19 protein-coding genes and 1 pseudogene are annotated in these 24859 nt (G+C 57.1%); 5 read left to right on the forward strand and 15 right to left on the reverse strand.

What is annotated here, in order from left to right:
- Positions 1-3 precede the first annotated feature (3 nt).
- From ACIPIN_RS20155 to ACIPIN_RS20170, 4 genes are all read right to left on the reverse strand, one after another.
- Positions 4-957, reverse strand: coding sequence for a D-2-hydroxyacid dehydrogenase family protein (locus ACIPIN_RS20155; protein ID WP_401121303.1), 954 nt, complete (start codon positions 955-957; stop codon positions 4-6).
- A 13-nt stretch (positions 958-970) separates the two neighbouring features.
- Positions 971-1996 (reverse strand): alpha/beta fold hydrolase, encoded by a 1026-nt coding sequence (locus ACIPIN_RS20160; RefSeq protein WP_401121305.1) that lies wholly within the window; start codon positions 1994-1996, stop codon positions 971-973.
- A 151-nt stretch (positions 1997-2147) separates the two neighbouring features.
- The gene (locus ACIPIN_RS20165) at positions 2148-2591 is read right to left on the reverse strand and encodes a DUF411 domain-containing protein (RefSeq protein ID WP_401121307.1); all 444 of its coding nucleotides are present in this window, start codon (positions 2589-2591) and stop codon (positions 2148-2150) included.
- 154 nt (positions 2592-2745) lie between these two features.
- Positions 2746-4740 (reverse strand): methyl-accepting chemotaxis protein, encoded by a 1995-nt coding sequence (locus ACIPIN_RS20170; RefSeq protein WP_401121309.1) that lies wholly within the window; start codon positions 4738-4740, stop codon positions 2746-2748.
- Positions 4741-5154: 414 nt separating this feature from the next.
- On the opposite strand from ACIPIN_RS20170, the gene ACIPIN_RS20175 reads away from it, so the two are divergent.
- Positions 5155-5685 carry a hypothetical protein gene (locus tag ACIPIN_RS20175; RefSeq protein ID WP_401121311.1) on the forward strand — a complete coding sequence of 177 codons (531 nt, stop codon included), beginning with the start codon at positions 5155-5157 and terminating at the stop codon, positions 5683-5685.
- Between the two features lie 292 nt (positions 5686-5977).
- Here the strand turns inward: ACIPIN_RS20175 and ACIPIN_RS20180 are convergent, their stop codons facing one another.
- Positions 5978-6973, reverse strand: coding sequence for an aldo/keto reductase (locus ACIPIN_RS20180; RefSeq protein ID WP_401121314.1), 996 nt, complete (start codon positions 6971-6973; stop codon positions 5978-5980).
- Positions 6974-7090: 117 nt separating this feature from the next.
- Between ACIPIN_RS20180 and ACIPIN_RS20185 the strand changes: the two genes are divergently transcribed.
- Positions 7091-8017 carry a LysR family transcriptional regulator gene (locus ACIPIN_RS20185; protein WP_401121315.1) on the forward strand — a complete coding sequence of 309 codons (927 nt, stop codon included), beginning with the start codon at positions 7091-7093 and terminating at the stop codon, positions 8015-8017.
- Here the strand turns inward: ACIPIN_RS20185 and ACIPIN_RS20190 are convergent.
- The 6 genes from ACIPIN_RS20190 to ACIPIN_RS20215 all read right to left on the reverse strand — a co-directional run bounded on the left by ACIPIN_RS20190 (position 8011) and on the right by ACIPIN_RS20215 (position 15533).
- Positions 8011-8940, reverse strand: a complete 930-nt coding sequence (locus tag ACIPIN_RS20190) for a GNAT family N-acetyltransferase (RefSeq protein ID WP_401121317.1) — start codon at positions 8938-8940, stop codon at positions 8011-8013. The genes ACIPIN_RS20185 and ACIPIN_RS20190 overlap by 7 nt on opposite strands.
- Entirely contained in the window at positions 8937-10229 is a 1293-nt protein-coding gene (locus ACIPIN_RS20195) for an AMP-binding protein (RefSeq protein WP_401121319.1), read from the reverse strand. Before ACIPIN_RS20195 ends, ACIPIN_RS20190 begins: the two co-directional genes overlap by 4 nt.
- A gap of 45 nt (positions 10230-10274) precedes the next feature.
- Positions 10275-12695 (reverse strand): acyl-CoA reductase, encoded by a 2421-nt coding sequence (locus tag ACIPIN_RS20200; protein ID WP_401121321.1) that lies wholly within the window; start codon positions 12693-12695, stop codon positions 10275-10277.
- Between the two features lies 1 nt (position 12696).
- Positions 12697-13824 (reverse strand): acyl-protein synthase, encoded by a 1128-nt coding sequence (locus ACIPIN_RS20205; protein ID WP_401121322.1) that lies wholly within the window; start codon positions 13822-13824, stop codon positions 12697-12699.
- Positions 13825-13850: 26 nt separating this feature from the next.
- Complete coding sequence (locus ACIPIN_RS20210) at positions 13851-15092, reverse strand: MFS transporter (protein WP_401121325.1); 1242 nt, start codon at positions 15090-15092, stop codon at positions 13851-13853.
- A 309-nt stretch (positions 15093-15401) separates the two neighbouring features.
- Complete coding sequence (locus ACIPIN_RS20215; protein ID WP_401121326.1) at positions 15402-15533, reverse strand: hypothetical protein; 132 nt, start codon at positions 15531-15533, stop codon at positions 15402-15404.
- A gap of 157 nt (positions 15534-15690) precedes the next feature.
- Here ACIPIN_RS20215 and ACIPIN_RS20220 point away from each other — a divergent pair, with 157 nt between their 5' ends.
- The gene (locus ACIPIN_RS20220; protein WP_401121328.1) at positions 15691-15879 is read left to right on the forward strand and encodes a hypothetical protein; all 189 of its coding nucleotides are present in this window, start codon (positions 15691-15693) and stop codon (positions 15877-15879) included.
- A 16-nt stretch (positions 15880-15895) separates the two neighbouring features.
- Here the strand turns inward: ACIPIN_RS20220 and ACIPIN_RS20225 are convergent, their stop codons facing one another.
- The 3 genes and pseudogenes from ACIPIN_RS20225 to ACIPIN_RS20235 all read right to left on the reverse strand — a co-directional run bounded on the left by ACIPIN_RS20225 (position 15896) and on the right by ACIPIN_RS20235 (position 22571).
- Positions 15896-16273: a fe2+ zn2+ uptake regulation protein gene (locus tag ACIPIN_RS20225; RefSeq protein WP_401121329.1), complete on the reverse strand. Its 378-nt coding sequence runs from the start codon at positions 16271-16273 to the stop codon at positions 15896-15898.
- A 390-nt stretch (positions 16274-16663) separates the two neighbouring features.
- Positions 16664-17446: pseudogene (locus ACIPIN_RS20230) on the reverse strand (FecR family protein); the annotation flags it as partial.
- A gap of 259 nt (positions 17447-17705) precedes the next feature.
- A complete protein-coding gene (locus tag ACIPIN_RS20235; protein WP_401121338.1) occupies positions 17706-22571 on the reverse strand; it encodes a dermonecrotic toxin domain-containing protein in 4866 nt (1621 codons plus the stop codon).
- A gap of 223 nt (positions 22572-22794) precedes the next feature.
- On the opposite strand from ACIPIN_RS20235, the gene ACIPIN_RS20240 reads away from it, so the two are divergent.
- Positions 22795-23835, forward strand: coding sequence for an Ldh family oxidoreductase (locus tag ACIPIN_RS20240; protein WP_401121331.1), 1041 nt, complete (start codon positions 22795-22797; stop codon positions 23833-23835).
- Positions 23836-24033: 198 nt separating this feature from the next.
- Here the strand turns inward: ACIPIN_RS20240 and ACIPIN_RS20245 are convergent, their stop codons facing one another.
- Entirely contained in the window at positions 24034-24351 is a 318-nt protein-coding gene (locus ACIPIN_RS20245) for a YqjD family protein (protein ID WP_401121333.1), read from the reverse strand.
- Between the two features lie 165 nt (positions 24352-24516).
- On the opposite strand from ACIPIN_RS20245, the gene ACIPIN_RS20250 reads away from it, so the two are divergent.
- On the forward strand, positions 24517-24768 hold the full coding sequence (locus ACIPIN_RS20250) for a hypothetical protein (protein WP_262111038.1): 252 nt from the start codon (positions 24517-24519) through the stop codon (positions 24766-24768).
- Positions 24769-24859: the final 91 nt, after the last annotated feature.

Genomic DNA, 24859 nt, shown 5'->3' on the forward strand with positions numbered 1-24859 from the left:
ATTCTAGTTCAGTACGCGGATCGAATGGCCGGTTGTCCAGGCCTGAATATCCTCAATCATCTGTGAAAAGAACAGTTGGTAGTTCTGTTCGCTGACATAGCCGATATGCGGTGTGGCCAGCACGTTGGGCAATGTCCGAAACGGATGGTCGGCGGCTAATGGCTCGCGCTCGAAGACATCCAGTGCTGCGCCCTTCAGACGGTTCTGCTCAAGGGCCCGAATCAATGCGGCTTCATCAACAATCGGCCCGCGGGCGGTATTGATCAGCACTGCGCCGGGCTTCATCCAGCCCAGCGCCTCTTCATCGACCAGGCCGCGACTGCGCTCGCTGAGCACCAGATGGATCGACAGCACATCGGCCTGCTCGAACAGTTCACGCTTGCTGACATAGTTTATGCCGGCCTCAGCAGCGCGCTCGGCGGTGAGGTTTTCGCTCCAGGCGATCACGTGCATGCCGAACACCTGGCCGAACTGGGCGATCCGTTTGCCAATACTGCCCAGGCCCAGAATGCCGAGGGTCTTGCCGTGCAAGTCGCCGCCCAGGCGTTGCTGCCAGTGGCCGGCACGCAGGGCGTTGGCTTCTGCAAGCAGATTTCGGGTCAGGGCCATGATCAGCGTCCAGGTCAACTCAGGCGCCGCGTGTTTGTAACTGTCGGTGCCGCAGACCTGAATCCCCAGCGTAGCAGCAGCCTTGAGGTCAACGGCCGCGTTGCGCATGCCACCGGTCACCAGCAACTTGAGTTTGGGCAAGCTGCGCAACAGTGCTTCATCGAACAGCGTGCGCTCGCGCATCACGCAAATTACCTCGAAGGGCCGCAGGCGTTCACTCAGTGTCGCGTGGTCGGCGGGATAGTCATGCAAAAAGCTGACTTCGCCGATACCGTCCAGCGCCGACCAATCCACCACATCACGGGCCACGCCCTGCCAGTCATCTATCACCGCAATCTGCACAGCCATGAGCATTGCCTCTTCAAAGGGTCGGCGCGGTCTTGGTCAACCAGCCAAGTAACGCCTGATGAAATTGCGCGGGTTGTTCTATTTGTGGTGCGTGACCCAGGCCGGGGAATTCGATTAGCGTCGACTGTGGAATCAGTTGCGCGACCTGTTTGCCCAGGACCTTGTAGTCACCCAGTCTGGCCTTGACCGTCGGCGGTGCAAAGTCTTTGCCGATGGCCGCGGTGTCGTCGGTGCCGATCAACAGCAGGGTGGGCATCTTCAGGTCCTTGAACTCGTAATACACCGGCTGGGTGAAGATCATGTCGTAGATCAGTGCCGAGTTCCACGCGACCTGAGTATGCCCCGGCCCTTTGTTCAGGCCTGCGAGCATGTCCACCCAGCGCTCGAATTCGGGCTTCCAGCGTCCGCCGTAGTAAGTGCTTCGCTCATAGTTGCGAATGCCCTCGGCGGAGACCTTGAGTTCGCGTTCGTACCATTGATCCACCGTGAGATAAGGCACGCCAAGGGCTTTCCAGTCTTCCAGGCCGATGGGATTGACCAGCGCCAGTTGCTCGACTTGCCCGGGGTATTGCAGCGCATAACGGGTGGCGAGCATGCCGCCGGTGGAGTGGCCCAGCAGGCTGGCTTTTTGAATGCCGAGTTTGCTCAGCAATGCGTGGGTGTTGCTCGCCAGTTGCTGGAAACTGTACTGATAATTGTCCGGCTTGCTGGAGGTGCAGAAACCGATCTGATCCGGGGCGATCACCCGATAACCTGCGTCGCTCAGGGCCTTGATCGAACTGTCCCAGGATGCGCCGCAGAAATTCTTGCCATGCATCAACACCACGCTGCGGCCGTTGGCCTTGCCACTGGCGGCGACGTCCATGTAACCCATTTGCAGGCTTTTACCCTGGGACTCGAAGGCAAAGTGCTTGACGGTGTAGGGATAGTCGAAGCCTTGAAGCTCCGGTCCATAGGCGGGCCCTTCGGCGTGGGCCAGGGTGGGTAGGGCGAGTGTCAGGAGCAGGCCGGACAACCAAAGAGGACGCGAGCTGGGCATAGGTGAACTCCGTTGCGAATCGGCCGATGCTGGAGCGTCGCGATTAGGGTGACATTAACAATTGGCCGCAACAAAGGTTCAGGGCACTGCATCGGCAACAGCGTCGCGGCACCGAACGCCGCGAAGAACAGCCCGAGGTAACCCATGAACATTACTGGGCCGGGTAGTCGGCAATCACTTCATCGGTGCCATTTCTGGTCAGGCCAATGACCTGATAAGCATCGGCCATACCATCCGTTTCCATGCCTGGCGAGCCCATGGGCATGCCTGGAGCCGCCACGCCGAGCAGGTCGGATTTACTCAAGGCCAATACCTGTTCCGCGGGCACATGGCCTTCGACGAATTTGCCGTTGATCACAGCGGTGTGGCATGAAGCCAGTCGCGGTGGGACGCCGAGGCGCTGTTTGACTTCGCTCATGTTGCTTTCGACGTGGTCATTGACCTTGAAGCCGTTGGCTTCCAGGTGCGCGATCCACTTTTTGCAGCAACCGCAATTGGCATCGCGGTGTACATCGATCGGAATCAGCTCGGCGGCCTGGGCCAGCGATGAGATGAGCAGGGCAGAAAGGGCCGCCAGACGCAGTGTAGTTTTCATCGGTTATCTCTCGTTGATCATTTCACGCAGCGCATTTTGACCATTTTCCCCGATGAAAAAGGGCACTTATGTTTCAAAGTTATACATGGACATTCCTTGACAGCAGGTCTTGAAGTTGATGCCCACGCGAAACACGCGGGCATCATTTGCGGGCTCACTTGACCTTGAAGCGTCCCATGATCGAACTGACCCGGCTATTGGCGTCCAGCAACTGGCGCGTATTGAGCTCGGTGGCGTGACCGCTTTGCACCAGCTCTTCGACCATGTGGCGGATCTGCACCATGCTGCGGTTGATCTCCTCGGTCACCGCGCTCTGTTGTTCGGCGGCGGTGGCGATCTGGGTGCTGAGGCTGTTGATGTGGCTGACCGAACCGGCCATTTCGTCCAATCCTGCGTTGACGCGTGCCGTCGCATCGGCGGCGGACTGGCAACTCGCCTGAGTATTCTCCATCGCCGCCACCGAAGAGCTGACGCCCTGAGTCAGACGGGTGAGCATCTCGTTGATCTCCGAGGTGCTGGCCTGGGTACGGGCGGCGAGGGCGCGCACTTCATCGGCGACCACTGCAAAGCCTCGACCTTGTTCACCGGCCCGCGCCGCTTCAATCGCTGCGTTGAGTGCCAGCAGGTTGGTTTGCCCGGCAATGGCGCCGATCACCCCAAGGATTTCGGTGATGCGCTGGGCATCCTGCTGCATGCTTTCGACTTTATGGGTGGCGCTGGCCACTTCGCCGATCAGTGCAACCACACTGCTGGACGCTTCGCCCACCACTACCCGCGAACGGTCGGCGTGTTCATTGGCGCGTTGAGTAAATGCTGCGGTTTCAGCAGCGTTTTCGGCGACGCTGTCGGCGGTCGAACTCATCTCGGTGATGGCGGTGACGGTCTGGTCGGTTTCCGAAGCGTGACGTTGCAGGATCTGGTTGGTATGCGCCGAGGTCCGTTGCAGATTCTCAAGGCTTGAGGCCATGGCGCCCGTGGCCTGGGTGACTTCGCCGATCATGTTTTGCAGGTAGGCGATGAAGGTGTTGACCGAATGGCCGATGGCACCCAGTTCATCCTCGGCACGAATGGTGATGCGTCGGGTCAGGTCGGCGTCACCGGTGGACAGCGCGTCAATGTTGGCCTTCAAGGCTTTCATGCGCTGGATCAGTTGGCGGATCGCATAGATTTGCAGCAGTACCAGCAGCAGGACCATCGGAATCTGCAACAGACTCAAGGTGCTCAGCACATCGTCGCGTTGAGCGGTAATCAGTGTGGTTGGCAGGGTGGTGGCGAGGAACCACGGTGTGCCTTCGATCGGACGCATGAAGAAGGTGTTCGCTACGCCTTGATTGTCGAACTCGACCCGTTGCAGCGAAGCGTCACGGCGCTCAAGCGCGGTTTTGATCTGCGCGGCAAACGGCGAGCTGCTCGTCAGCTCACTGATGTTTTTCAGGACAATCGGGCCATTGATGCGTGAGCTGTTGCTGATGATCTTGCCGTCGGCCTCGACGATTAGCATTTCGGCGCCCAGGTCCTTTTCCTTGCGCGCCACCAGGTCATTGAAGAAGCCCAGGGTGACGTCAATGGTCGCGACCCCGTATGGCACGCCGTTGCGCGCAATCGCCATGGCGCAGTTGGTGCGCGGTTCGGCGCTGGCGTCGTCCTTATAGGCCGCGGCCCAGGCGCATTGGCCGCGAGGTGTCTGCATGCCGCCCTTGTACCAGGACTGGTCGTAATAGTTGGGCGCCGCGTCGCTGTTCCAGAAGGTGTTGACGGCCAGCTTGCCCGACGCATCCCGGTGCCAGAAGGTACTGAATTTATTGCGTCCGGCTTCGCGCTGGCCAGGCAACGGCCAGATCCCGCCACCAAACACCTTCAGCTCACCGTACTGGTCCACCAGGCCTGGCAGCACGGTGTCGATAGCCGCGCTGTCGAGCAGGGGGATGGTCTGGGTGATGCTGCGTTGTTGCGCTTGAACTTTGTTCAGTTCGCCCTGGATCTGTTCGGCCACTTCAGCAATACGGTTCAGGGCCACCTGTTCTTCGGTGTGCCGAAGTTTTGGCGCGACCAACTGGCTGATGCCCACCACCGTCAAGGCGAACAGCAACAGGATGAACAGCACCAGAAACAGCGTGTAACGGGCTTGAATGGTACGGAATGCGGGCATTGAACCTGTCCTTGTGCGGCGTGCTAAGCGCTCTTGTTGATTTAGTGCGGCGTTTAGCAGCTATCGACCTGTGGCAGGCGAGCTTTAGCACTATAGTCCCAAAACAGCTGTTTTACGGACGACCGGTTAGTCACGGGCGCGAGACATTTGCGCTTCCATTCCGGGCTGGTGACGTGGTTTTTTGGGGCGATTTCAAACCGGATTCAGTGATGGTCCGATTGTTAAACAATGGTTTAAGATCAATGAAATCAAGGGTTTAGTAGTTTGTATCCGAATTGTACAAGAATTGTAAAAAACAGAAATATTAGTAGGTGGAGGGGCGCTGGCACATTGATACTTGCGCGCAATTCCATCGGTTGAATAAGGACTTTTTATGGTCGCCTTACAAGGACGTGTGCACACAGGGGCGCGCTCATGACAATCGGTAATGTCGGTGGCTGGACCAGCAAGGCCGGACTACTGGTTCGCGAGGGCGGGAACGGTAAGCCCGTGCCGCAGAGCGTCAAGGTCAAGCAGATGCTCGCATTGGTGGGCAACGATCCATTGGCGCTGAACACCGCGAAAATGAACGAGCAGAGGCTCTATAAGAACTTCAAGGGATTCGACCCCGAGACAGTCACGGTCAAACAGCTCGGCAACGTCAGCGCCTTTTTGCGGGATCGGGGTTTGATCACCGATGTCACGGCCCTGACATTGCTCAACGCCGGCGACAAGTTCGATCGTTTTGGCGTGCAGAAAAACCCGGATGAAAAATTCAATGCGCTGGAGTACTTCGCGACGCAGCTGGATACCATCCAGAACAACAACCTCAAAGGTAACCAGTACGCCAATCACCTGATTCCCGAGTACAAGAAGGCGATTTACGTCCTGCAGAACCTGAAGACGTATGGCATGGGCAATGGCACCGCCGTTCCGAACACCAAGGGTGTCAACGGCAGAGCCTGATCTTCAAGCGCAACAGGCCCGTCAGCAACGACATGAACAGGCCTGCCGATGCTGGTCATAAGTATCTACACATCTTGCTCTTCCAGCTCTTGTAGCAGCTGCCGAGCCTGCGAGGCTGCGTTCGAGGACGAAGTCCTCGCAAATCCTGGGTACACGGTTTGCCGGAAAGAACGCGGCGCCTGATTTTACGACCGCTGCGCGGCCGAACGCAGCCTCGCAGGCTCGACAGCTGCTACGGACATAGTCCTTCACCGTATTTCAAAGTTGTGTAAATACCTATGCGATGCCGGTGTTATCGATCGAGAATCTGCATGACGGCCTGCGGATAGCGCGACCCGAGCACCGCGTCATCCGGAAAAATCGCCTCCAGCGCCGACAAGTCTTCCGGACTTAATACAACGTCCAGCGCCGCGACATTCTCCTCCAGATACTTGCGTTGCTTGGTGCCCGGAATCGGGATCAGGTAATCGCCTTGCGCCAATACCCAGGCCAGCGCCAGTTGTCCTGCGCTCACACCTTTATCCGCTGCCAGCGTTTGCACCTGCTGAACCAACTGCAAATTCCTGTTGAAATTTTCGCCCTGAAAGCGCGGGCTGAAGCGCCGGTAATCGTCCGCCGCAAAGTCATCGGGGCTTTTCAGGGCACCGGTCAGAAAGCCTCGGCCGAGTGGGCTGTACGGCACAAAAGCAATCCCCAGGCGGTGGCAGGTGGCCAGGCAATCGTTGTGCTCCTGATCGCGACTCCATAGCGAGTATTCACTTTGCAGCGCGCTGATCGGGTGAACCTTATGCGCTCGTTCAAGGGTTTTCGCTGATGCCTCGCTCAAGCCGAGGTAGCGCACCTTACCGGCCTGGACCAGTTCGGCCATGGCACCCACGGTTTCTTCGATGGCCACATCCGGGTCGACGCGATGCTGGTAATACAAATCCAGGGTCTCTACGCCCAAGCGTTTCAGCGTGCCGTCGATGGCGGCACGGATGTAGTCCGGTCGGCCGTTGACCCCGCGCGCGGTCGGGTTGAGCGGGTCACGCACAATGCCGAATTTGCTGGCCAGAAACACCTGATCGCGCTTGCCGACAATGGCTTTGCCGATCAGCTCTTCGTTGGTGTGGGGGCCGTATATATCGGCGGTATCGAGAAAATTGATGCCCAGTTCCATTGCACGATGCAATGTCGCCAGTGCCTCCGAGGTATCGCCGCCGGTGGTGTAGAAGTCGGTCATGCCCATGCAGCCCAGACCGATCGCAGAAACCTGAGGGCCGTTTTTGCCCAATTGACGAGTGTGCATGGTGTCGCTCCTTTTTCGATGTGGGCCCATTGTTGCGCTCGACAAAAACAAGATAAACCGGCTAAAAGCGCTATCACTGTTAGTAATTTCTAAATAATCATCGGGCAGCCAAGAGCAATGGACCGTTTTAATGCCATGCGTGTGTTCACTCGCATTGTCGAGCTGGAAGGGTTTGCCAGGGCCGCTGACAGCCTGCAAATGCCTCGTGCCTCGGTGACTATCCTGATCAAGCAGCTTGAGGCGCATCTGGGTGTCCAGCTGTTGCAGCGCACCACGCGGCACGTCAGTCCAACCGCCGATGGCGCGGCGTATTACCAACGTTGCGTGCGCCTTCTGGCTGATCTGGATGAGGCGGAGGCGGCGTTTTCCAGCTCCCGGCAAAACCCGCGCGGTCTATTGCGCATCGACATGCCTGCCGGCATCGGTCGTTTGCTGGTGATCCCGGCTTTGCCGGAATTTACCCGCCGTTACCCGCTGATCGAATTGGAAATTGGCTTGAACGATCGTCCGGTCGACCTGATTCGCGAGGGCGTCGATTGTGTGCTGCGCGGTGGCTCGTTTCTGGACGAGTCGCTGGTGGCGCGACCGCTGGCGATGCTTGATCAGGTCACCTGCGCCAGTCCTGAATACCTGCAACGCCAGGGCACGCCGCGGTGCCTGGAAGACCTGGCGGGGCATCAGATGGTCGAGTATTTCTCCAGCACGACCGGCAAGCGCTTCGGTCTGGAGTTTGAAATTGATGGGCACGTGCGTCTGGTGGACTTGCCCAAACAGGTTGCGGTCAACAGCGCCGATGGTTACCTGGCCTCCTGTGAAGCGGGTTATGGCCTGGTTCAGACGCCGTATTACCACGTCGCACGGCAGTTGCGTGAGGGCAGTTTGTGCGAGGTGTTAGAACATTTGCCGCCGCCAGGGTTGCCCCTGACGGCGCTCTATCCCCCACACCGCCAGTTGTCTCTGCGGGTACGGGTGTTTGTCGACTGGCTGGTGCAGCTCTGCGCTCAGCCGGGTAACGGGCTGGTGCGCAGAGATTCAGGTCACTGAGTGCAAGAAGCGTCTGACCGCTGGTGGAGTAACGTGTCATGCAGTTGCTGCATGTGGGGGCAGTAAAAACTGACTGGCCGCTGTCTTGCGCCACGATGAAACAACGCATACCAGCCAGACGCCGCGGGTGCGGGCATCAGGCCGGTAAATACGAAGTTGATGGCGGAGAGCGTGTGCAGGTTTCGTGGAAAATGCCGCGATAGATCAAGCTTGATCGAGACCATCCAGTGCCTGGGCAGCTGTCCCAATTGCAGCAGTATGCTTTTGTCCAGCTGGTAAAGGACGACCTCCACACGCTCATGATGTTGGCTTATCTGCATGGGATAAGACCGTTGCGATGGCGTGTCATGTTGGGTGCCGAATGATGCAGACAGCTGCCCCATGAAATTTGAACAGGTCTGTGGCCATTCCAGTTGCGGTAACGGACGCGCATGCCCTTTGACCATTTGATAGCCAATGACAACGCTTTCCTCGCAGGGCTCACCAAAGGGTGAAGGAACATAGTCGGGAAGCAGCCCGATGCTTTTGAAACCGAGTCTTTGCGCCATCCGCTGAGTGTAGGGATGATGGGTGACCTGCTTGATCGAGACGCTCTTGAGTCCGAGTCGCCTTGCACGCCGCAGCAGTTCACGCCCCAATCGGCTGGCGATGCCTTTTCCCTGGGCTGCCGGGTGCACAAGGCTCAAGGCAAATTCTGCGTGATCGCGACCCTGTGGGTCTCGACACAGTGCCGCGTGGCCAACGATGCGATCCTTGTCCAGGGCGAGCATTGAGTACCATTGGTAGTCGGCGTTGTGCTGGCCAATCATCGACGGCAGATAGACATCGGGCTGTACATAATTTTCCCCGTACACCTGGCGAAACAACTCACTGACCGCTGCAGAGTCCGCTTGCTTGAAGCGTCGAAGTCTTACTGTGCTCATGGAGTGGGCTCCCGCTGAGGGGCGCTATACACACGCAGGTCAACGATCCGGCGCTGTTTTCCAGAGCGCGGATGCAGCAGCAGTGCGCTTGCCGTGCAGGGTCTGACCACACATTCAAGCTGACCATTGCCGATCATCTGGTTGATTTCCGGGTACTGCCCCAGCAGCGCTGCGTGAATGGCCCGGGTCTTGGTTTCTATTGAGCTTGAGCCTTGCGCAGGTGCCCACATCAGGCTCATTCGATCCTTGACCCCGACACTTTCGATCACTAACTGCCATTGCCAGCAATCGGCCAAACGTTGAAGGATCTCGCCCATTTCTTCCTGAAACAATGATGCAACGCCGATGCGGATACGGTTGCTTTGCTCGCTACGTCCGAGCAAGGCGAACTTGCGTTTTGGGGTACCGCTCGGCTCGCGCCAACAGGCGCGATCACCGACCGGATAACACAGCAGTGGCATCAACTTGCGGGTCAGGTTGGTGATGATCAATTGACCAGGACGGTTACACGCTTCGATGACTTCATGAGTGTGTTCATCGACAATTTCCACCACCGTCTGCCCATCGAATACTCGATGCTCTCCGACCTCACAATCTCGGGTGCTGGCGCCTACGAGGCCGGCGTCGACACAGGCGTAGCCAATAGACGCAGTGCGTGCCTTGGGAAAGACCTGCGCCAGCATCGACAATTGAGCGGCAAACAGACTTTCGCCGCCGTAGAGCACCGTCGTTACCTGTGGCAGGACGCAGTGTTGCTCGATCAGGTAGGCGGCAAATCGCAGAAGTTGTGCCGGCACACCAGCGAGGACATTGATCTGCTGCTCGGCAACGGCCGTAGCAAGGTCAGCGGAGTCGACCTTTCCGGCAAATGGAAACTCACAGATGGAGGGGCCCACATGTGCCAGTGAGTCATGGATGAACAGAAAACTGGCGTACAGGTCTCCGGCAAAGAACAGGTTGGCAACCCGGTCACCGTCGCATAGCTGTTCCGATAGGGCGTTACCGAAGTGAGTCACCATGTTCTGCCATTCAGTGCGTGTGTACGCTGCCAGTTTTTCCTGGCCGGTTGAACCACCGGTTTTATAAATCAGGGCGTCTTCGGTTTTGCCCGTGAGTACCGGCCAGGTATTCAAGTTAGCGCTGCCACTCCAATAGTCCGAGGCGATAGTCAGCGGTAACTTTTCGACAGTGCAGTGATGTTCCGGCAGATATCTGAAGTGCGTTTTGTAATAACGTGAGTGCTTTCGCGAGTGCGAAAGTATCTCTTCAAATGAATAGCTAATGTTCATTAGTGTGTGCTCTTTATATTTTATCGATGTGGTTTTATGGTGGCGTCAGTGAGCCGGGAAGTTCTTTCGCACATCAATGATCAAGGGGGCTTTGCCACTATGCTTGTTGCGCTCGAACCGGTGTGGAGCACACCGCTGAACATCAAGTTCCAGCAGGCAATTATTCACGGCCGTTGAAATAACCGGGATCTCCAGCAAACGTTGACGCAGGGTGTGCGGATCGTGTTCTGCACGCACCAATAAGCGTTCGTTTCCATTCGAGTCGTGATCAAGGACCAGCTGTAGTTCAGTGGCGGCTTTTTCTTCCAGATCGCGGGTCGAGACAAAATCCGAGGCAACACGCAGCAGCCGACCGTGTCTTCCATGCAGTTCAAATCGAGGTGTGTCGAGGCCGCAAGGGCAGGGCCCCGGTACCCAACACCCGCGGTCCCCGACCTCGTAACGGTTGATCGTCTGACCTTCGCGTGCCCGCGAGGTAAAGAGCAAACGGCCGACTTCGCCGGGTTCGACGGGAACGTCGTGCTCGACATTGACGATTTCAAGCCATTGGGTGTCGCTCATCAGGTGAAATACGCCATCTACGGTTGCAGGACACGCATGACCGAGAGGGCCGGCGTCGACAGAGCCGTAGAGTGCGGAGCGAATCGTCGAGACCCCACAACTCTCCATCAGCCGCCGGCTGGTATCGCCAGGATGTTCACCGCCCATGAAGATTTTATTCACCCCGCCATAGGCCTTGAGGCGATCCTGCTCATTGAAAAACAGGCGCTGCAAAGTACTTGGCATGCCAATCAGAGTGTTGATGCGCTGGCTCACGATCAGTTGGGCTATTTCACTGAAATCGTCGTCGTTGGGGCTGCCCATGGGGAAGTGCGTGACACCCATCTGTTCGAGGATCCTGGAGAAACTGAACAGCCCGCCATAAAGGCTGCCGCCATAGAACAGGTTCATCACCCGATCTTCGCCTGGGGTCAACCCCATGGCGAACATGCCGTCAGCCGCCGCGCGCATCTGCCGGTTGAAGTCTCGATAGCTGAAGCCGGCCAAGGCTGGAACCCCGCTGGTGCCACCTGAGCGAAAAAACAGTTGGGCCTCGGGCGCTAAAGGTTGCGCGATGAAATCCGCCTTGCTCATCACCGCACAGGTGTTCAAGCCTGCAGGCGCGCAAGGGCGCTGGTCCAGTGTCGCGCGGTTGGCCAATAACTGCGGTGGCAAGGTTACCGAGGTCCTGCGGGTCATGCGTGACAGGGCGTAAACGCCGTCATGGGGTTCGCCCGCATAGCCCTCATGAATCAGCTCGGGCGGTGCGATTCGATTGACCCCGGCACTCAGCAATTTCCTGACCAAACCCGGCGTTTGCGCGGGTGTGCTGATCAGCGCGCAGCTTTGCAGAAACGCCCGCCACGGCAGCAACGATTCGGCAACCAAAGCCTGTGGCATTGGCCGTAACAACAGCGTACGAAACAACGGTGAAGGCGCAAGCTTGCGATGGTGCTCCCAAATGACCCGCCATCCCTCACCGGACCAGACGTGTCCCGTTTGATCGGCAAAGCTCTGATCGAGTTGCGCGAAGGCCACTCGGGTGGTGATCTCCGAAGCTTCCTGAGGTGTGGGAGCTAACGCTGGCCAGCGCTTTGCGCGGCGTTCAAAGGCGTTGGCGAGTTGTTCGCCGATGGCGTACAGCGTTTGCGGGTCATCACTGTCTACCAGAAGCCACTGCGGACTGGAGCAGGCTTGTTGGTCCAGTCGGCAAACCTCATCGACCAGGATATCCAGCGCTGAGGGCGACATCGCTTCAGGCGACACGTAGGCAAAACTGATCTTGTGTCCCCAGTCGATCCAGCGACAACCGCCGGGAATCTGCAGGCGAATGGCGTTGAGCGCTGTTTCGCCTCCCCATGCGCTGACGCCGTCGGCGTGAGCGCATAGAAGACCGATATCAGCGATGTCTACAGGTAGTACGGCGATACAGTTGGCCAGCAACCCGTCAGGGTCGCAGTCGAGCAATGCCGCCAGTAATTGCGCGCTCAGGCCATTGTCACTGGCGCTTGGACGCAGCCAGTTGATATTGCCCACCAGCAGGCTTTCAAGTACTGCGCAGAACCCCAGCAATGGAGCGTTGGCAGGCGTGACATGCACCACGAGTCCTAGCGGGTGCCAGTTTTCAAAAGGTTGTTGGTCGTAGGCAATGCGCCGTAGCGATTGCGGTTGTACACCTAACTCTCGCTCAAGTTTGGTGCTCAGCGTGCGTCGTTGGCAGAACGCGATGAGTTCCTGGCGTTGCCCTTCATCAAGTTCAAGTGTGTGTTGGTGGGTCTGCAGTTTCTGCGCGAAAAGCTCCGCGCATTCAAGGACCCTTTCGCTGGTCGGTGGTTGCTCCAGTTGTTGCGCCAATCCTGGCAGCAGCCTGTCGAGGGCGGCTTTTGGTGTGAGGGTGTCGTGCAGTTGGCCGTTGATCAGGTACATATCAAACTCTCCCTATCAGTTCGGAGGCGGCCATCGCACAACTGCGACTGGCACTGGTTCCGGCGCGGCCATGCAGCTCGAACCAGTCGGTGGCCAGGCCACAGCCGCAGGTTGCACCGGGGTGAAGGGTTGCCAGGTCACTCATGACCACAGAGTGCGCGGGGCTTGATGAAATGTAGGGTGAGACCAACTGCAACAGACCACTCTTGCCATAGGGTTGAACGGCGAAATCGGACGGGTTTCGTATAAACACCTTTGAATAAACCGGAACATGAAAGTGATGGTTGGCGCATTCGATATAGGGCACGGCATGCTCGACAGCGCCGTACCCGTCGCGACAACGACTGACGTCTATCCCCAACTGCTGCGAAATGCTGGAGTAAAGCCGTTGCCTGGAGACTTCCTCGCTCGCCCGGGTTTTCCAGCCACCGCCAAGGAACACCAGCGAATCGGGATGCAGCTCAAGCGCTGGTGCCTCAAGGTCTTTCATTCTTTGCAAGGCCAGCCAAAGAAACGCCGGAAAGCCAAAAATGCGCACGGGCAAACCCTCATTGGCAAACTGGCGCAGGGCTTCGATCACGCCGAATGCATCGAACTCGTGGCCACTGCCTGTAGCGCGCAGCGCGTAGACCCGCCGATTGATCGGCGCGTATTGGCACAGGAATTGGTCGGTATAGGAAGTTCCCAGGCTGATTGCGCCCACCGGTTCGTAACTGAGCAACAGGTAGTTGCACGGGGTGTGGCTGTTACAGTGGTAATGCTCGAAGATCCTGCTCACCATGTTCTGCGCTGCCGTCAGGCTTCGTACGTCATAACGCATGCGGCTTTTCTGGCCGCTGGTACCTGAAGAAGTCAGCTCCAGGGCATCTTGCCCGGTGGGGCTCAGTAGCAGGCGTTGCTTGAAGTAGTTGGCGTACAGCGGCGGTAAGCGCGACCAGTCGTCCAGCTCATCCAGCGCACGGGCACTCAGGCCGTTGGCCTTAAGCCAATGCTCATAACCTGGCGTGTGGTGGCTATGAAAGAGGCTGATTTCGCGCATCGAGTTGTCGAATAACCCTTGCGGGACAGAGTCCAGGCAATACGGCCGTGGCAATGCACACAAGGCATCGGTGTAGGGTAGATGAATCATCAAAAGTCCTTTTTTGATTGAGTTATTTATAGGGAGAACGCGGGCCCAGCCGGAGGAAGAAACCAGCGCAATGGCACCAGTGCCAGAAGTCCTGCGATACCGATTGTCAGGGCGAAGTAACCCGGGTCGTCGCCAGCGCCCAGTGCTGCGAACACTGAGCCTGCGCCGGCCATTAGTGCGATGGAGATCATCCCCACCATGGCCGAGACCAATCCTTTGCTATCGTCACTGGTGAACAGCGCCGCACGGTACAGCGCTGCATTACTCATCCCGAGACCTATGCCGTAAAGCATCAGGCCACTGACCAGAACCGGGATCGAAAGGGAAAACCGACTGGCGATGATGAGTACTACAAGGCCTGCGCAGAATGGCCAGAGCGCACATTGGATCAAGCCTTCCAGAGTGGTTCTGGAAATCATCAGGTTCAGCAGCAGATTGCCGATGATGACGGCGGCGAAGACCGGGACCTGCCACAGCCCGTACTCAAGTACGGACAACCCTTGTCCCTGAATCAACAGGAGGGGTGACAGGCCGATCCAGGCGATCAGGGGCACACTCATCAGCCCGAGCGCGACACTGGCGCAGATGAATCGACGGTTCCTGAGCAGGGCGATGTATCGAAGGGCTATCGTACGCAGCCTGAATGGCGTGGGGTTTAGCCGTGTACCGTCCTGACGCAGGACACCTATGGTTTCCGGCATGACCCAATAAAGCGCAAACCAGACTACGGAGCCGAAAACGCCGAGCATGAGAAAAAGCTCACGCCAGGTCATCCATTTCAGCATCAGACTCCCAGCCAACGGGCCAAGGAGTGGAGAGAGCAGGGCGACATTACCCAGCACGGCCATGATCCGAACCGCGTCGGCTTCACAAAACACCTCTTGAAGCGCCGGGTAACTGACGGCGATGACAAACCCCAATCCCATGCCCTGAAGCAGGCGCAACAGGTTGAATGCAAAAATACCCTGCACCCAGACTGTCATGACGCACGCCACGGCGAAGGCTGCGCAGCCAATCAAGAGTACTTTTCGGCGTCCGAAACAATCCGCGAACGGGCCAATCAGCCACTGCAAAAGAACGCCTCCCAGCAAGTACAAGTTGAAGGCCGACGGAATATGTTTCGTACTGGCATTCAGGTCTTCGGTCACCGCCAACATGGCGGGCATTATCATGTCGCTGGCCATATAGGTCAGAAGTTCAAAAAATGTAATCGCAAGGCAAAAGCCTAGCGCCCGGAAAGATCCGATTTCGATGACGGGCTTGAGCATAAAGTTCCAAAGTTTGTATGTTGACTTGTGTGAAAGTTCTGCATTGAAGTTGAGAGTAGTCTGGAATGGTAATAAGCCAAGCCAAATTATTGATTTGTGGGGGATAATAGTTGTCGCATTATTTCGAGGTCTTGTGTCGGGTAATAGTGGTGACTTATGTTGAGGGCGTTAGCTTACAGACCTAAGTGTAAAGCCCATGTACGAAAAAGCCCGCTCAGCGGCGGGCTTTTATCTTGGAGTTATAAGTGCCTGTCTAACATTGAGGGCGGGGAGCACTTAATGATATGAACGCCCCCCCTTTAATAAAGGTCAACGGCGGTAGTAGCCATCATGGTAGTAGCGGTGGTCGCCATGCCAGCCACCTTCGCGTGGGAAAAATACGCAACCGCTCATGGTCAGGATAATCAGCAGGGGAATCAGCACAGTGATTCGACGGAACATTTCTAAATCCTCATCGATTGAACCGCATGCAGCCAAAATGCTTCATGGGCTGTAACATGAGACCCCGCTTGCAGCCGCTCATCCCCGAAGAAGCGTAGGGGCTTGGCATGCATCAGGATACAAACCGGATACACATTTTCAGGTTCAGGAACCCGCAATGACCCAGTCGCAACGTTTGAAATATTCGATTCTGATCTCCCTTGTCGTGCTGGGGATCATGATTGGTCTGTCGTATATGCAGAACGCTGGAATGATCAGCGAAAAGCTGTTCCAGTACATCGCCATCGGCGTGGCGGTGATCGTGGTGGTGATCAACGGCGTGATGCGTCGCAAGGTCAAACCTTAAGCGACGCGGCAATGCATCATTGTTTGCCGTAGAGCACGGCGGCAGCTTGTGGGTGCAGGCTGTAGCTCTTGTCCTCGTTCAAGACAATCACGCCTTCGCTGCACAGTCGCTTCAACACTTCGCGAACGCTGAGAAAGGACAGGGGAATATCCAGGTCCAGCAAGTGGCTGTGCACGCCTCGCACCCCCAGAGGATGATCGTTCTCGGCGGCGGTCAGTAGAGCGTCGATGACTTTCAGGCGAATCAGGCTGGTTCGCAGGCCGAAGCTTTTGAGCAGTTGCCTGATGCGCTCATTATTGTGGCGGTCGGCGTTTTTGGCGAACGCGCCGGCGTCCAGATTCAGCGAACCGTTTGGCGCAGGGTTGCCATCCGTTGGCAGTTGCGAGTTGTACATGCAATAACTCCTTTTCAGAGCCTGATCAGGAAAAAGTGATGGGCGCTCTCATTGATGAATGAAGAATGAGCTGAGCAAATAATGAAGGCTCGAATGTAGAAAAATTGTCGGAACCACGTCAGCGCAAGGTGAGATGCCCGGTTTACCGGGGGGTGGACGGTTAAGTTTTTTTCATCCTGAATCGTTACTTTGCCAAGGCAAATTCCCGTCAGCTGCAGGTAGCCTACGGTTGGGCTAGAAGTAAGGCCGCGCCCCTAATGCCAGTCAGTTAAGCGTTGGCTGCCCCAAAAGATCGCAGCCTGCACGCGCCGAAGTCTCTGGTTTACGTCGTAGTACTGCGCATTTCTCGGAGCCCCAAGGTTGCGCCCTTCAGCGTTTTACAGCTTGTTGCGCGAGGGAATTCAGCACCAGCTTGCCATCTCGCCAGGCCAGTGAGGCATCGTTGGCGTAGGTCGGACTGATCTGAGGTTGATAGTCCCCGCCCTTGTAGCGCGCCTGCATGCCTGGATCGAGCCGTAAACTGTCACCGCGAAGGGCATCGTTGCTGGTGACCAGCACCGAACCTTCCACCAGGGTCACGCGCACCTGATCCTGATATTTCCAGACGTTGAACTGCGTACCGGTGACGCGGACCTGGCCTTCTGCAGCCTTGACCACGAAAGGGTGCTGGCTGTCGTGGCTGACGCGGAAAAAGGCTTCGCCTTGTTTCAGCGTGACCCGTCGTTGATCCTTGTAGTTGCTGTACGTCAGCACCGTGCCCAGATTCAGCTCGACCTGGCTGCCATCGCTCAGGGTCACCTGACGCAATGCTCCTTCGGCTTCGAAGTGCTCGTAGGAATCAGGTACCCAGCCCAGCTCCCAACCGGTGTAGGCGGCCAACGGCAAGGCTAACGCGCTGATTGCGGCGGCCATGCCCAATGTACGCCAGCGCGAACGAAATTTCGGTTGTGACGCAGGGGCAAGGTTTTCAGGGCGCGGCAGGTGCTCCGAGACATCCCATATCTCCAGCATCGCCTCGTATTCGAATGCATGCAGTGGATGGGCATCACGCCATTGCTCGAACGCCTGACACTCGGCTGCGGTGCAGTCACTGGCGTGCAGACGCATGCACCAATGAGCCGCCGCGTCTGTGATGGCGTCGTATTCTGCTTCCCAGAGGGCTTCTTCGCTCATTGACTCATCCTGATTTCCTGCATTCTAACCTTCACGGGCAGTCGACGAGAACCAATGTCATAGCCAATGCAAAGCGACGTGAAACTAGTCTTTTACTCAAACACCCTGCAAGCAGGACATTGATCGGCATTACCCATAAAAGGCGTGAAAAATGATCAACAGCGCCTGTGTGATTGGCCTTGTTGTCTCGACACCAAGGCACTGACCTCAGATCAGTGCCTTGGCCTCAGGGCTGGCGGCGGTGCGCAGGTCTTTGGCGTCAAGGCGTACTGATATCCAGTTGGCGCCCCAGGTGGCTGATAAGCCAGGCAACGGAGTCGGCATTGCCCAGTTGTACTGCCAGCCTCGCGTTTGAATCGTTCATGAATGTTGAGCGGGCTGCCTGTAGAGTCTGTTGTCCTGTCAGTGTCAGAACATGTTTCAGCGCCTCGGCAGTGTTCTCGTAGGTAGTGCTGCCCAAGTCTTCCCAATCGCCGCTGCCGGGATTAAAAATCTTGAAGAGCTGATTCAGCGGCGACCGGCTCGATAGCGCTTCTTGCTGGAGTTCCCCCAGCTGGCGCTTGAGCAGCTGCGCACGTGGACTGAACGTCCCCAGCAGGTCGACAAAGGGCTTGCTGGAGTCCATGTACGCAATATCCTCGGTGTTGCTGACGAGGTGCGAGAGCTCATGGATCAGCGTTACCGCACGGGCATGGGCGCTGATGGCAAATGCAGGATCAGGCATGTAGTTGCGGTAGTGATCGAACCTGGGGAGAAAAAATTTCTCCAGCAGGTAGAGCTTTTTCCTTGCGTCATTCGGGATGGTAAAGGCGAATACACTCTCGGGGTCATCACGGCTCGTGCCCGTAACAAAACGTTCGGAATCCACCGTCCTGAGGTCCGGGTCCAATAAAGCGCCAAAAACCTCGCCGATGATTTTTTCGAGCTGCGTCACATGGTCGGGCAGTACCGCCGGCACACCCAGGAAGTCCTTGATCAGTTGATGCACGCGTGTCGTTTGTACCGCGCTGGTCTTTATCAGCTGGAGGTTGCGATGGCTGTTCCAGGCATAAGTGGTCGCCAGGTCCAGCGCTTCATCAATCAACCGCGCCCTGACCGGATTGAGCTGGCGAATGGCGTGCATGCCGGTCGCTTCTACGTTCATAGCCGCCTGACGGGTGGTACGTGTCTTAAGCCGCCTGAGCATTCCGTAGCGCGGAGCCAGCGCCGGTGGGTCGAGAATCCACTGTTTTGACGTGTTCTGCAGCAGATGGGGACCCACGCCGCGATCACTGACAATGCGCCAGGGAGTGCCACGCTTTTCAACGCGATACACCTTGCCTTCAACCGGCGCGTAGTACTTTTTGGTGGTTGGATGAATGTAGAGCCCCGATGCCGAGGCAGGCGTGAGTGACTGGAGATTGATGTCGATACTTTCATGACGCTGCAGGCGGGTTCGTTCGGCGGCGGTGATGTCGATGTCCTGCCATTGACGCTTCGTGGTGGATACTTCCAGCGAAGGTTCGGGTTCGGCCACAGCCGTAGTCGGCGGTGCTTCCATCGATTGGCGCAACATCGCCAATTGCGCAATGCCACTGATGAACGCCTTGAGGGCGCTGCCCCATTTGTGTTCTTGAAGGTCTTCGGCAGACGCTTTGATATCGCGGTAACTATTCCAGACGGTGATCGGGTAGGCGAGCTTTCCGCTGAGAAACGTTGCTGCCTGTTCCAGGCCTTCGCCGAAGACGTGTTTTATGGTTTGCCATTCACTCTTGGCATCGCTGTCTGACTGAGTGCCGAGCAACCGTGTCAGGACGTTTGTATTGTCGTCGAACAACTGACTGAACAGGTTTCCGGTGATCGGATTGGACGCCAGCTTGATATCGCTGGACGCGTTGATCGTTGAAGCCCACAGGTTCTTATAGGTAGCACGGACGGGCGTCGACAGGCACTTGAGCACCCAGTCCTGCAGCGCCCCCGTGGTATTGAGCTCGGCCAACAGGCTGCTTTCACTTTCGTATTCCTTGATCCCGTGGGTGCTGCTGTAGGGCGCCAGGAGAACATGCGGACCGTCTTTTCCCGGGCCAGGTCCGATCAGGTAAACCCCGAGTGCCTTGGCCGCCTGCGCACCGTGTGTGGCGACCAGCTCAAGCGGGCGGATCAATGCATTCGCGCCTGTGAGCGCCGCACGGGCGATGGTGTCCGGCATGTTCATAATCTGCGCAATCAGGTTGAACCCGCGCTCGCTGAGGCGCTCCTGGAGTTTTTCCGAATGGGCGTAATGCAGCAGTTGCCAGGGTAACTGTTTGGCGAACAGGGTTCGGTACGACGCCGCGTTGGCATTGCTCGATGCGAACGCCGTTTCAAGGACCGACTGCTGGAGCTCCCCCAGTTTCAAATTGCGGACCAGTTTTTTCACATAGTCTGCGTTCATTCCTGCGGGAAGTGCGGCCTCGGTGAGTGACGTGATCTTCTTGATCGGAAGGACATTGAGCTCATCAAAATGAGTCAGCGCAAAGGTTGTCAGGGTTTGGGTCAGACCTGTGGCGGTCAGGTGCGGGCTGAACTGCAACTCGACGTTGTCCGGATCAACATCATGTTGTCTGAAGGCCGTCTTGAGTCGCTTCTGGAGCTCAGCGTGAGCGGTATGCGTCAGAGAGGTCTGGCCGCTGAGGTAATCCTTGTCGTCATCGGCATTGGCCAGGTATTGCTGAAGCAGTTCGGCGTGCAGTACTTGATCGCCGATGGATGCTTTCGCCAACCATGCCGGTAATTTTTGCTGGGTGATCAAGGACTGGGCAATGCCCATCCCTCGACTCAGTCCGGTGATCGGTACGCTCGCTGCAATCAAATCCAGCAGTTTTTTCAGGGTGTTTTCAGGGAGCTTCGAAGCAAGCGCCTGCTCAATCGATATGCGGTCCAATAGGGCATAGGGTTTTTGCAGATGGTCGAGGAAGTTCTCGTGAACCAGTTGCAAGGGCGCCAGTGTGAACGTCTGGTCAGCAGTCCGTTCGTAACGTCCAAGGTTTTCCAGAAGTCCCCAGTGTTCATCCGGATCGAGCAGACGTCGTTGGAGTTCAGCCTTCAGCGGCGTCAATGAACCGAATGCTTCAAACCCAAAGGCCGGGGTCCACAAAATGGCCTGTCCTGAATGATGTGGGTCCAGACCGCCGCGCTCCGTGAGCATGAAACAATTGGCCAGGTGCAGTAAGGTCGAGGCGGTGCCGGCCTTGACTGCCAGTGAAAAAACATCAGGCAGGAAACCGTTCAATACCCAGCGCTGCAAGCGTACAGGGCTGTCAAGTACGGTGGTGATAATGGTCTGGTCCACAGCCGATAGCGTGCGGTTTAAAGTTCGCAATTTGACTTCGCTGCGCAAGGCGACAGACAGGGTATGAGCCAGTTTCGGTGTCAATAGGCTCAGAAACGGCGCGATGACGGTTTGCACGTCCTCGAAGCGTGTTGGTTGTTGTGGCAGGACGAGGTTATTTTCGAACTCAAGATCAAGCGATGCGCCGATGCTGGAGAGTTGCGCCAACAATTGTTTCGCCGACTCTGCTCGCACGGTGGCCGGTTGGTTATTCCATCGCTGATCTGCACGCGTACTCCAACGGCCGTCGGCGTCGGCGCGCAAAAGACGCTGGTCGATCAACGTCCGTACATCCAGAGCGTTATCCAGCAGGGCATCCAGAGCAACGGTGCCTTGCGCTTCACGGTAGCGGCTCAAGGCGAACTGTAGATTTTGCGCCTGCTTGGCAAGGATCTCGGTCATCAAGTCCTGAAACACCGGGCCTGATATCGGTACGCCGACAATCTTTCGTTCTTTTGGGTCCAGTGAGAGGAAGGTAGCGCGCTCCTCCAACGCCAGGAAGTTGAGCAGATTGTCTTCATGCCCTTCGGTTTTCATCATCCTCAACACGATATTCTGGATCTGTGACAGGTCGGTGCTGCTCTCAATACCTCGAGATGGGCTGTACAGAAAGGCATGTGTCTGCGGCACGTCGGGAACGCTGATCATCAGGGTGGAGGCAAGCTCCACGTAATGTTTGTAGAGGGCAGTGACGCGTAATTTTTCGACCTGAATCGAAGGGCTCGCCGCCAATGGAACGGTAGTGCCGGCGCGGCAAACAGCCATCAACTGCTGGTGTTCTTCAGTCGTAAATATCCGCTGTTGATGCTTGAGCAAGAGGTCCACGCAGTACGTATCACGCAGGCTTTGGGCGAAAAAATCCGCGCGTGAGTCTGCGGTACTCATCGGGCTGTTCCAGAAGGTGTCGAGCAAGCTTTGCAGGCGCGGCGTCAAACTCTGTGCGACCTCCTTCAAGGTCGCTTCCCAGGCCTGATTGTCGTCGTTGCTGCTGACGCCATGTGCTGGATTGGAAAAACTTCGGAACTCACCTTCCGGCCAGGTGTTGGTCAGGTAAAAATGCAGGACCGCGTCACTGAGCGACAGGGAAGACACCGTGTGCCGATTGACACCGCGACTGTCCACGGTGACAGGCACGGCTGTGCTGACGAGGCTGTCCATCCGGGTGTGACGCTGGTCCAGTGCCGGGAAGCGTTTGTTCAGGGCGATAGTCAGTGTCTCGTCGAGCATTGACTGTAACGTCGGCGTCTTGATGAGTTCGGCCAACATCGTTCTGATGTTGCGTGATTGATTCAGCGCAATGACGGTTTCCTGGTCCTGAAACACCGATCCTTCGACGAGCTCTGTTGAAATGATCGGTTCGCTGCGTGCCTGTAAAACATGACGTTGTTCGATGGAGAGATAGCGCAGCAGTTCGTCCTTGCTGGGGGCATTGCTCAACCATTCCATGAGTTTACTGTTGAGGTCCTCCAGATCCGCATGTTTGGTGAGACCGTTATAGGGCGTGTAGAGCGTCACTTCTCCCCCCGCAGGTCTGCTCATCAGAAAGGCCCCGGCCAAGGGGATTGCCCTCTTGCGTGGTGGCGTCAGGATCAACCGGTGGACTTGCATGGGATGAGCATCGTCGACACGCGTTGTGTGGGTGGGCAGATACACCCGTTTCAACCATTTCAGGTCCGCGGTGGTAAATCCCAGCGTTTTTTCCCGAGCGCCGGGCTCCCTCGTAAAGGAGGCAATATCGGCTTCGTGAAAAAAATACGGGAGAGTGGGTGCAGTCATCGTGATTCCTCGCCCTGCTGCAATCGGCAGGGTATTTGGGTGAGGAAAAACATTACGGTCGGCGAAGTGTTGAGGTGCGGTACATATCGCTTGAGGTGTTTGCGCGCTTCTGAGTCTTGACAGATCACCTGCAAAACAGCACTTAATCGGCAAGTTTTTTCGGTTGCTGTGCAACCCGATTTCACGCTGTTGCCCTTATTCAATAATAAAAGTGGAGCTTCAGATGCCTGTATCGCCTGAAATGGCTGTCAATCCGGACACCCCTGCACTGAGTTTCGCGGAACTTGTGCAGTTATTGACCCAGATCTTTTTGCAACATGGCACGTCGCTCGAGGTCGCCAGGGTACTGGCCGAAAACTGTGCTGGCGCCGAACGCGATGGTGCCCACAGTCATGGGGTATTCCGGATGCCGGGTTATGTCTCGACGCTGAAAAGCGGCTGGGTCAATGGCAAGGCGGTTCCGGTGGTCGAGGATGTGGCCTCGGGTTTTGTCCGGGTGGACGCCAACAATGGCTTCGCCCAGCCGGCGCTGGCCGCAGGTCGCAAGTTATTGGTCGAGAAAGCCCGCAGCGCCGGGATCGCGGTCATGGCAATCCGCAATTCCCACCATTTCGCTGCACTTTGGCCGGATGTAGAGCCTTTCGCCGATGAAGGCCTGGTGGCGCTGAGTATGGTCAACAGCATGACCTGCGTGGTGCCGCACGGCGCCGATCGCCCATTGTTCGGGACTAACCCGATTGCCTTCGCTGCGCCACGCGCGGGGGCCGACCCGATAGTGTTTGATCTGGCCACCAGCGCCATCGCCCATGGCGACGTGCAGATCGCAGCGCGCAAGGGTGAGCGTCTGCCGCCCGGTATGGGCGTGGACAGTCTGGGCCAGCCAACACAGGATCCGAAAGCGATTCTGGAGGGCGGCGCATTGCTGCCATTCGGCGGGCACAAGGGCTCGGCGTTGTCGATGATGGTCGAACTGCTGGCGGCAGCTTTGACCGGTGGCAATTTCTCGTTCGAGTTCGACTGGTCCAATCATCCCGGAGCGAAAACCCCGTGGACGGGCCAGTTACTGATCGTGATCGATCCGAGCAAAGCCGCCGGCCAGAGTTTCGCTGAACGCAGCCAGGAACTGGTCAGACAGATGCATGCTGTGGGGCTGCGGCGTTTGCCGGGTGACCGACGTCATCGCGAGCGGGCCAAGTCACTGGCTGGGGGCATCACGCTCGATGCGCAAACCCTGGCGCAATTGCGGGAACTGGCGGGTAATTGAGGTAAAAAAGGCGAGCTATGGGTTTAGTGCCAATTAGTTAAGACTCAGAACCTGTGGGAGCGGGCTTGCTCGCGAAGAGGCCCTCACATTCAACATCTCGGTTGACTGTCAGTCCGCTTTCGCGAGCAAGTCGAATCGTCGCACCGCCGCTCCCACATTAGATCTTTGCTGTTCGATGGGCTCGCCTGTGTTGTTTCTTCAACGACGACCCAGCAGCAACCCCACCACCAGACCAAAACCGGCCGAGATCGCTACGGTTTGCCAAGGGTGACCGCCGATGTAGGTTTCGGTCGACTCGACCACCGGCTGCGTACGCTCACGCACGCTGGACGCGCAATTGCGTGCCTGCTGCAGTTTCAGCGCGATTTGTCCACGCAGGCTTTCTGCTTCTTCGCCGACCAGTGAGGTACTGCTTTTGAGCAATTTCTCCGACTCTTCGATCAGCACTTGAAGCTCGCTGAAGACTTGATCCTTGATTTGGTCGTCGTTTGCTTGCGCCGGGGTTTCTCGGGCCATCAGGTGACTCCTTGCAGGTAAATGGGCAGTGATCAATGGAGTGTAGGCGTGGCGGAAAAGTTGCAGTTTTTTTGCCCTGAAACTCAACGCGCTTGGAAAATCCACCCCCGGAAATTTCCACCCACAGTGTAAGATGTCGCCTATTTTATGCAGCAGGTAATTCCCATGAGCTTCAATCTGGCCGACAAGCCCCTTGCCGAGCGCGCTGCGCTTGAAGATGAAAAGTCCCGTCTGTTCGATCTCTGGCAGAGCAACCTGGGTAAATCCAAGGGCGAAGCAGCGCGCTTGTTTGGCGAGCGCTCCAAGCGCAAAGGCAAATGGTCTGAATGGGTGCGTTCCGAACTGGACGCCATGTCACCGCCGGAATACGCCAATATGGTCCGCAGCGAAGTCAATCGCTTGATGGCTGCCAAGTAGATACCGTCTTGAGCCTCACCGGGCAAGCGCAAGTTTCGGGTCAAAGGGTTGACCCGACTTGAGCACGCCGTAAACGAAGTGCAACAGCTTA

It is taken from the genome of Pseudomonas sp. NPDC087697 (assembly GCF_044743155.1).
Lineage (GTDB): Bacteria > Pseudomonadota > Gammaproteobacteria > Pseudomonadales > Pseudomonadaceae > Aquipseudomonas.